The 8,749-nt window shown below is 70.6% G+C and carries 8 protein-coding genes; 5 read left to right on the plus strand and 3 right to left on the minus strand.

What is annotated here, in order from left to right:
• The first annotated feature begins 68 nt into the window (after positions 1-68).
• Complete coding sequence (locus tag ACWCPF_RS16530; RefSeq protein ID WP_451045730.1) at positions 69-884, plus strand: class I SAM-dependent methyltransferase; 816 nt, start codon at positions 69-71, stop codon at positions 882-884.
• Here the strand turns inward: ACWCPF_RS16530 and ACWCPF_RS16535 are convergent.
• Positions 848-2,284, minus strand: coding sequence for a SulP family inorganic anion transporter (locus ACWCPF_RS16535; protein ID WP_451045709.1), 1,437 nt, complete (start codon positions 2,282-2,284; stop codon positions 848-850). The genes ACWCPF_RS16530 and ACWCPF_RS16535 overlap by 37 nt on opposite strands.
• 309 nt (positions 2,285-2,593) lie before the next feature.
• On the opposite strand from ACWCPF_RS16535, the gene ACWCPF_RS16540 reads away from it, so the two are divergent.
• The 3 genes from ACWCPF_RS16540 (at position 2,594) to proC (ending at position 5,206) form a co-directional block, all read left to right on the plus strand.
• Positions 2,594-3,415, plus strand: coding sequence for an ABC transporter ATP-binding protein (locus ACWCPF_RS16540; protein WP_451045710.1), 822 nt, complete (start codon positions 2,594-2,596; stop codon positions 3,413-3,415).
• Positions 3,412-4,191 (plus strand): ABC transporter permease, encoded by a 780-nt coding sequence (locus ACWCPF_RS16545; protein ID WP_451045711.1) that lies wholly within the window; start codon positions 3,412-3,414, stop codon positions 4,189-4,191. Before ACWCPF_RS16540 ends, ACWCPF_RS16545 begins: the two co-directional genes overlap by 4 nt.
• A 202-nt stretch (positions 4,192-4,393) precedes the next feature.
• On the plus strand, positions 4,394-5,206 hold the full coding sequence (gene proC, locus ACWCPF_RS16550) for a pyrroline-5-carboxylate reductase (protein ID WP_451045712.1): 813 nt from the start codon (positions 4,394-4,396) through the stop codon (positions 5,204-5,206).
• Between the two features lie 26 nt (positions 5,207-5,232).
• On the opposite strand, the gene ACWCPF_RS16555 is transcribed toward proC, so the two are convergent.
• Positions 5,233-5,832 carry a cysteine hydrolase family protein gene (locus ACWCPF_RS16555; protein ID WP_451045713.1) on the minus strand — a complete coding sequence of 200 codons (600 nt, stop codon included), beginning with the start codon at positions 5,830-5,832 and terminating at the stop codon, positions 5,233-5,235.
• Between the two features lie 75 nt (positions 5,833-5,907).
• Here ACWCPF_RS16555 and ACWCPF_RS16560 point away from each other — a divergent pair, with 75 nt between their 5' ends.
• Positions 5,908-6,918 carry a GlxA family transcriptional regulator gene (locus ACWCPF_RS16560; RefSeq protein WP_451045714.1) on the plus strand — a complete coding sequence of 337 codons (1,011 nt, stop codon included), beginning with the start codon at positions 5,908-5,910 and terminating at the stop codon, positions 6,916-6,918.
• Here ACWCPF_RS16560 and trpS read toward each other — a convergent pair.
• Positions 6,846-7,883, minus strand: coding sequence for a tryptophan--tRNA ligase (gene trpS, locus ACWCPF_RS16565; RefSeq protein WP_451045715.1), 1,038 nt, complete (start codon positions 7,881-7,883; stop codon positions 6,846-6,848). The genes ACWCPF_RS16560 and trpS overlap by 73 nt on opposite strands.
• Between the last annotated feature and the right edge of the window lie 866 nt (positions 7,884-8,749).

Consider the following 8,749-nt stretch of genomic DNA (forward strand, 5'->3'; position numbering starts at 1 on the left):
CCCACCCAACCGACACGGCCCACCCACCGCAGACGGCCGAGACGGCGCAGCCAGCCGAGCCAGCCGAGATGGTCGGCAGTGCGCAGACGGCCGATACAGCCGATACGGCCCATACAACTCACACAGCCCGAGCCCACTCCTTCAACGCCGCCGCAGCCCAGTACGCCGCCAACCGCCCCTCCTACCCGACCGCCCTCCTCGATGCGATCGAGGTCCTCGCCGGACACCCCCTCACCGGCGCGCGGGTCGCGGACATCGGGGCCGGCACCGGCATCGCGACCGCGCTCCTGCACGCCCGCGGCGCCCGCATCCTCGCCGTCGAGCCCGGCGACGGCATGACCGAGCAGTTCCGCCGCACCCTCCCCGACGTGCCGATCGTCCGCGGCGACGGCAACCGCCTCCCGCTCGCCGCCGCCTCCCTCGACTTCCTCACCTACGCCCAGTCCTGGCACTGGACCGACCCGGCCCGCTCGGTCCCGGAGGCCCTGCGCGTCCTGCGGCCGGGCGGCGCGCTCGCGCTGTGGTGGAACACCTACGCCCTCGACGTGCCGTGGATCGCCGCCCAGACGGACCGCATCGGCGAGCACTTCGCCGCCTTCGCCGCCCACCCGTCCGTCGAGGTCAACGGCAGCGGCGCCCGAGCCGCCCTCGCCGACCCCACCGGCCGCCTGGACTTCACGTTCCGCGTGGTCCGCTGGAGCCGCCGGGTCCCGGTCGACACCCACCTCGCCAACATCGGCAGCCACTCGGTCTTCCTGGTCGCCGGCGAGGAACGCACTACGGCCTTCCTCGCCGAGGAACGAGAGCACCTGCGCGAGGTCTTCCCCGACGGAGTCGTCGAGGAGACCTACGAGGTCGAGCTGCTGGTCGCGACCAGCGCCTGACCCCGCGCGGCGGCCCACCCCTCCAGGGCCGCCGCACACGCGTGGTCCACATGCCGCAGCCCGCCCAACTCCAGCCGCACCTCGCGGTCGGGCGGCAGTGCGTCCAACGCGTCGAGCAGCTTCGGCAGCCGCAGAAACGTGGCATGCCCCAGCACCCGTACGACGAGCCCCGCCTCCCCTCGGTCCTCGGTCTCGACGTGCACATGGCTGATCTCCCACGCCGTCTTCGCCACGGCCAGGGCCAGCCCGATCAACACCCCCTCGAACAGATTCCCCACGACGATCGCGACCGCCGTCACGCCCAGCACGACGACCTCGCCCCGATGCCCGTGCCACAGCGCGCGCACCTCCCGCACGGGCACGAGCTTGCAGCCGGCGTACACCAGCAGCCCGGCCAGCGCCGCCACCGGAATGACCTCCAGCACCCCGGGCACGACGGCCGCGAACAGCAGCAGCCACACCCCGTGCAGCACCCGCGACGCCTTGGTCCGCGCCCCCGCCCCTACGTTCGCCGCGCTCCGCACGATGACCGCCGTCATCGGCAGCGCGCCCAGCACCCCGCACACTGCGTTGCCCGCGCCCTGCGCCATCAACTCCCGGTCGTAGTCCGTCCTCCGTCCGTCGTGCAACCGGTCCACCGCCGTCGCGCTGAACAGCGACTCCGCCGACGCGATCAACGCCAACGCCACGACGGTCCCGATCACTCCCACTTCCATCAGCCGTCCGAAGTCCGACGGCTCCGGCAGCCGTACCGCATCCAGCAGCCCCTGCACCCGGACGCGCCGCACATCCAGGTCGAACGCCCAGGTCACGCCCGCCGCCAACGCCACCGCGACCAACGGCGCCGGAACCAGGCGCGCACCGCGCCGCCACCGCCCCCACAACAGCAGCACCACCATCGTGGCACCCCCCACTGACAACGCGACCGGGTCCGCCTTCCCGGGCAGCGACACCAGCCCGCCGAGCTTGGCGAGCCCGCCCGCCGGCGCGGCCGCGTCCCCGAGGGCGTACACCTGCCCGGCGACGAGCACGAGCCCGATCCCGGCGAGCATCCCGTGCACGACGGCCACCGACACCGCCCGGAACCACCGCCCCAGCCGGAGCGCGCCCAGCCCGAGCTGCACCAGCCCCGCGGCGAGCACCAGCACCCCGAGCGCCTGCGGCCCGTACCGCTGCACGGCCTCGTAGACGAGCACGGTGAGGCCCGCCGCGGGCCCGCTCACCTGCAGGCTGCTGCCGGGCAGCGCCCCGGCGACCAGCCCGCCGACCATGCCGGTGATCAGCCCCAGCTCGGCGGGCACGCCGGAGGCCATGGCGACGCCCACACAGAGCGGGAGCGCGATGAGAAAGACGACGAGAGAAGCGAACAGATCAGCCTTGCCGACACCACGGCGCAACATGGCGGCACCTCCGGTAGGGAACGGGAGATGCGTGGGCCCGCCGCACCGGGGGAGGGCACGACGACGACCATCCGCAGCCGGAGACCGAAGCCGACGACGACTCCCTGACCGCGCATGAATTCCATTGTCAGTTGAAACGACCGGCTCGACGCCCGGTTCCTGTGCCGGTGATGTGAACACAGAAGCGGATGAACCGGATCCTCCGCGTCCAATCCCACCGTCACGCGCCTGCGCCACCGCGTGCGCCACTGCCTGCGCCACGGCCTGTGCCACTTGACGCCTCAGCGCACCCCGAGCATTATTCATCACATGATGAATTCCAGCTCCGGCTCACCCGCACACCCACCCGGCGAGGCCGACGGACAGGTCGCCCCCGCCGTACGAGCCCAAGCACTGACCGTCGTTCGAGGCCCCCGCACCGTCCTGCGCGCCCTCGACTTCACCGTCCCCCGCGGCCAGATCACCGGCCTGCTCGGCCCCTCCGGCTGCGGCAAGTCGACCCTCATGCGCGCGATCGTCGGCACCCAGGCCAAGGTCACCGGCACCCTCGACGTCCTCGGCCGCCCCGCCGGCCACCCCGGCCTGCGCACCCGCATCGGCTACGTGACCCAGGCCCCGTCCGTCTACGACGACCTGACGATCCGCCAGAACCTCGACTACTTCGCCGCGATCCTCGACCCGGGCCGCGCGGCAGCCGACCGCCGCGACGAGAACGTCACGCGAGCCATCGCCGACGTCGACCTGACCACCCACGCCGACGCCCTCGCCGGCAACCTCTCCGGCGGTCAGCGCAACCGGGTCTCCCTCGCCGTGGCCCTCCTGGGCACCCCGGAACTCCTGGTCCTCGACGAACCGACCGTCGGCCTGGACCCGGTGCTCCGCCGCGACCTCTGGAACCTCTTCCACGACATCGCCGCGACCCGAGGCGCGACCCTGCTCGTCTCCTCCCACGTCATGGACGAGGCCGAGCGCTGCCACCGCCTCCTCCTCATGCGCGAGGGCGAGATCCTCGCCGACGCCACCCCCGACGACCTGCGCATCCGCACCGCCGCGGACACGGTCGAGTCGGCCTTCCTGCACCTGGTGGACGCCGCGACGCAGGCGGCGCGCGAAAAGGAGACAACCCGATGACCACGACCACCCCCGCCGCCCCCGCTCCCGCCAGGGCGCTGAACCTCTCCCGCACCGCCGCCACCGCGGCCCGCGTCCTACGCCAACTCGGCCACGACCCCCGCACGATCGCGCTGCTCGTCTTCATCCCCTGCGTGATGCTCTTCCTGCTCCGCTACGTCTACGACGGCAACCCCCGCATCTTCGACGACATCGGCGCGTCCCTCCTGGGCATCTTCCCGCTGATCACGATGTTCCTGGTCACGTCCATCGCCACCCTGCGCGAACGCACCTCGGGCACCCTCGAACGCCTCCTCGCCATGCCCCTCGGCAAAGGCGACCTGATCGCCGGCTACGCCCTCGCCTTCGGCTTCCTCGCGATCATCCAGTCGGTCCTCGCCACCGCCCTCGCGGTCTGGTTCCTGGACCTGGACGTCACGGGCAGCCCCTGGCTCCTCCTCCTGGTCGCCCTCCTCGACGCCCTTCTCGGCACCGCGCTCGGCCTCTTCGTCTCGGCGTTCGCGGCCTCGGAGTACCAGGCCGTCCAGTTCATGCCGGCGGTGATCTTCCCCCAGCTCCTCCTCTGCGGCCTCTTCGCCCCCCGAGACACCATGCACCCCGCCCTGGAGGCCCTCTCCGACGTCCTCCCCATGTCCTACGCCGTCGACGGCATGAACGAGGTCCTCACCCACACGGACATGACAGCCACCTTCGTCCAGGACGTCCTCATCGTCGGCGGCTGCGCAGTCCTGGTCCTCTGCCTGGGAGCAGCAACCCTCCGCCGCCGCACAACGTGACCCTTCCAGCCCGTCCGGCGTTTGAGGACGAGGCCCTTTCGGGGCCGAAAGGGGGGTCTGGGGGCACAGCCCCCAGGGACGGGAACGGGAAGGGGCGACGGGGGCGAGAAACGACGTCCGCCCACCGGACACCCAAGCCGCACAGGCACCCCCGGTGCGACGATGAACCCCGGACGACGCAACCCCCGGAGGGCCCCGCACCATGACCCAGAAAGTCGCAGTCCTCGGCACCGGCAAGATCGGCGAAGCCCTCCTCAGCGGCATGATCCGAGGCGGCTGGGCCCCCGCAGACCTCCTCGTCACCGCCCGCCGCCCGGAGCGAGCCGAGGAACTCCGCACCCGCTACGGAGTCACCCCGGTCACCAACCCCGAGGCCGCCAAGACCGCCGACACCCTGATCCTCACGGTCAAGCCGCAGGACATGGGCGCCCTCCTCGACGAGCTCGCCCCGCACGTCCCCGCCGACCGCCTGATCGTCAGCGGAGCCGCCGGCATCACCACCGCCTCCATCGAGGAACGCCTCGCCGCCGGCACCCCGGTCGTCCGCGTCATGACGAACACCCCCGCCCTCGTCGACGAGGCCATGTCCGTCATCTCCGCCGGCACCCACGCCACCGCCCAGCACCTCGCCCACACCGAGGAGATCTTCGGCGCCGTGGGCAAGACGCTCCGCGTCCCCGAGTCCCAGCAGGACGCCTGCACGGCCCTGTCCGGCTCCGGCCCGGCGTACTTCTTCTACCTGGTCGAAGCCATGACCGACGCCGGCATCCTCCTCGGCCTGCCCCGCGACAAGGCCCACGACCTGATCGTCCAGTCCGCGATCGGCGCCGCGACGATGCTCCGCGACAGCGGCGAACACCCGGTCAAGCTCCGCGAGAACGTCACCTCCCCGGCCGGCACCACCATCAGCGCCATCCGCGAACTCGAGAACCACGGCGTACGGGCCGCCCTCATCGCCGCCCTGGAGGCCGCCCGCGACCGCAGCCGCGAGCTGGCCTCGGGCAAGAAGGACTGACCCCGCCGCACGACAGGCCGGGGCGCTCAGCCCCCGGCCGCCCCGGCGACGACGTCCTCCGTCGTCACCACCCGAGCGAACCCACCCCCGTGCAGGGACACCGCGGACGCCTGCCCGAGCTCGTCCGCCGTCCGCCGCCACCCGAACGGCCCCTCCAGGTCGAAGGTGTGCGTCGCGTCGTAGGCGACCAGCACGTCGTACCCCAGGTTCCCGCCCATCCGCGCCGTCGTCTCCACACACATGTTGGTCTGGATCCCGACCACCACGAGCTGCGAGATCCCCGCCGCACCCAGCCAGGCCCCCAGATCAGGCGTCCCCAGGAACGCCGAGTTCACCGTCTTCGTGACGAACAGCTCGGCCCCGGCGCCCTTCCCCCTCCTCTCCTCCACGTACTCCTTGAAGTCGTTCCCCGCGCCCCCCGCCCGCAACGGCGAATCCGGCTCGGACGAGTCATGCCGCACGAACACGACCGGCCGCCCCGTCCCCTGCCACACGTCGATGAGCGCGGCGATGTTGTCGTCGGCCCCGGGATTGTTCCGAGCCCCCCAGTAGTCGAGCTCCTCGAACCCCTTCTGCACGTCGACGACGATCAGGGCTGCGTCCGCTGCGATCTCTGCGATGTCCATGCCCACGATCCTGCCGCCGGCCCCGGACACTCCCCAGAGGACACAAAGCCATCGATCGATGGTTTACTGCCAGCCATGACGCCTGCGTACCGGGTCGCCCTCGTCGCCTTCCCCGGCATCCGCGCCTTCGACGTCTCCGTCATCACCGAGGTCTGGGGCAGCGACCACACCGACCGCGGCGCCCCCGCCTTCGACCTGCGCCGGGTCGCCACCGACACCACCACCCCCATCCCCATGCGCGGCGGTCTGACCCTCCTCCCCGACCGCACCCTCAGCTGGCTCTCCCGAGCAGACCTCATCCTGGTCCCCGGCCTCGACGACCACCTCACCCCCGCACCCGCCCCCGTCCTGGACGCACTCCGCCGCGCCCACGCCCGCGGCACCACCCTCGCCGCCCTCTGCGGCGGCGCCTTCACCCTCGCCCAGGCCGGCCTCCTCGACGGCCGCCGAGCGATCACCCACTGGAACCTGATCGACCTCCTGCGCACCCACCACCCCCAGATCACCGTCGTCCCCGACGCCCTGTTCATCGAGGACGACAACATCTGGACCGCCGCCGGCACGGCAGCCGGCATCGACCTCTGCCTCCACCTGGTCCGCGCCTCCCACGGCGCGGAAGCGGCAGCCACCATCGCCCGCTCCATGGTCACCGCCCCATTCCGCACCGGAACCCAGGCCCAGTTCATCGAACACCCCACCCCGCGCGCGGACCGAGACGCCGACACCCTCGCCGCGGTACGCGAACACGCCCTGCGCCATCTGCACGAGCCGCTCACCGTCGCCGACCTGGCGGCCCACGCGGGCATGTCCGCGCGCAGCTTCGCCCGCCACTTCACGGCGGCGACCGGCGTCACCCCGCTGCGCTGGCTCCTGGACCAACGCATCGCCGCGGCCCAGAAACTCCTCGAACGCACCGACCTCCCCATGCCGGAGGTCGCCCGACGCGCCGGCTTCGGCAGCGAGGTCACCATGCGCCAGCACTTCGCATCGCGCCTCGCCACCAGCCCCCGCGCCTACCGAGCGGCGTTCAGCACCCCGTCCGACACCGACTCGGTCAGGGGCGGCAGCAACCCGATCGCGCGATAGGCGCTGTCCACGACCGGCCGGGCCATCTCCCGAGCCTTCTCCGCTCCATCCCGCAGCACCCCCTCCACATGGCCAGGATCAGCGCACAACTCCTTGTGCCGGGCCTGAAGAGGCCTCAGGACCTCCACCACCGCGTCGGCGGTGTCCTTCTTCAAAGAGCCGTACGACGTGTAAACGCCGCCCAGGATCTCCGGGTTCCCACTCGTGCACGCCGCGAGGATCTCCAGCAGATTCGCGACCCCGGGTCGCCCCTCCCGGTCGTACACCACATCCAGCCCGCTGTCGGTGACGGCCCGCATGACCTTCTTGCGCACCACGTCCGGCTCGTCCAGCAGATAGACGATCCCCGGCCCGAAGTCGTCGCTCTTGCCCATCTTCGACCCGGGATCCTGGAGGTTCATCACCCGAGCCGCCACCGCCGGACGCATCGCCCTGGGCACCACGAACGTATGCCCGTACCGCTGGTTGAACCGCACCGCGAGATCCCGCGCCAGCTCCACATGCTGCGTCTGGTCGTCCCCCACCGGCACCTCGTCGGTCCCGTAGGCCAGGATGTCCGCCGCCATCAACACCGGATAGGTCAGCAGGGACAGCCGCACACTGCCCCCGCGCTCCCGTTCCCGCGCGGCCTTCTCCTTGTACTGGATCATCCGCCGCATCTCGCCGTCCGTGGCCACGCACTCCAGCAGATACGACAACCGCGCGTGCTCGTCCACATGGCTCTGCACGAACACGGTGCACAGCCCTGGATCCAGCCCCGCCGCCAGCAGCAGCGTCGCCGACTGCCGACTCAGCCGCCGCACCCGCGCGGGATCGTGGTCCACGGTCAGCGCGTGCAGATCGACGACGCAGAACACCGAGTCCGCCTGATGCTGGTCGACCGCGGCCCACTGCCGCATGGCCCCCAGGTAGTTCCCCAGCGTCAGGTGCCCGGTCGGCTTGATCCCGCTGAAGACTCGCTTCATCTCTCCACCTCCTGGTCGAGGCCGCCGCCCTGGCCGGCCGACCCCTGAACCCCTGGAGGGAGAAACAAGAACGGCCGCCGAAGCGGCGGCCGTTGAGTGCATACGTGAGTACACGGCCGCCGTCAGGCGGCCCACCAGAGTTGGGTGCACGTACGCGTAGTCATGGCGGTCAGAGTACGCCTCAGGGGTGCCCTCGGCACTTGAGTTGACACACCCCGGGCGCATACGTAGTGTTCTCCGAGTTGTCCGACGTGAGCGCCGACTCCGGTCGGTCCCCGGACAGCCATTCCGCAAGTACCTGCCACTCCTCGATGTGCAGTCGTTTCCGTCTGCCGTCGCGTCATTGGCGTGCGTATTCGCGAAATGAGGAATCCGCGTTCGAAAGGACGCAGGACCCCGATTGGCTTCGGGGGCCGGGAATCCGCTAAAGTCTCACTTGTCGGAACGGCCCAAGGGTCGCGAAGACAACCCCCTCTGACTGGGAATCAGCGCCGAAAGGATCTGATAGAGTCGGAACCGCCGGAAAGGGAAACCGCGAAACAAAAGCGGGGACCTGGAAAGCACCGAGGAAATCTGATCGGAAAAGGATCTGATAGAGTCGGAAACGCAAGACCGAAGGGAAACTGCCCGGAGGAAAGCCTGAGCGAAGCTCGGGTGAGTACAAAGGAAGCGTCCGTTCCTTGAGAACTCAACAGCGTGCCAAAAATCAACGCCAGATATGTTGATACCCCGTCCCCGGCAGTGATAGCCGAGGATGAGGTTCCTTTGAAATAAAACACAGCGAGGACGCTGTGAACGGCCGGGCTTATTCCGCCTGGCTGTTCCGCTCTCGTGGTGTCGTCCCGATTACGGGAAAACATTCACGG

Source organism: Streptomyces sp. NPDC001858, from assembly GCF_053594615.1.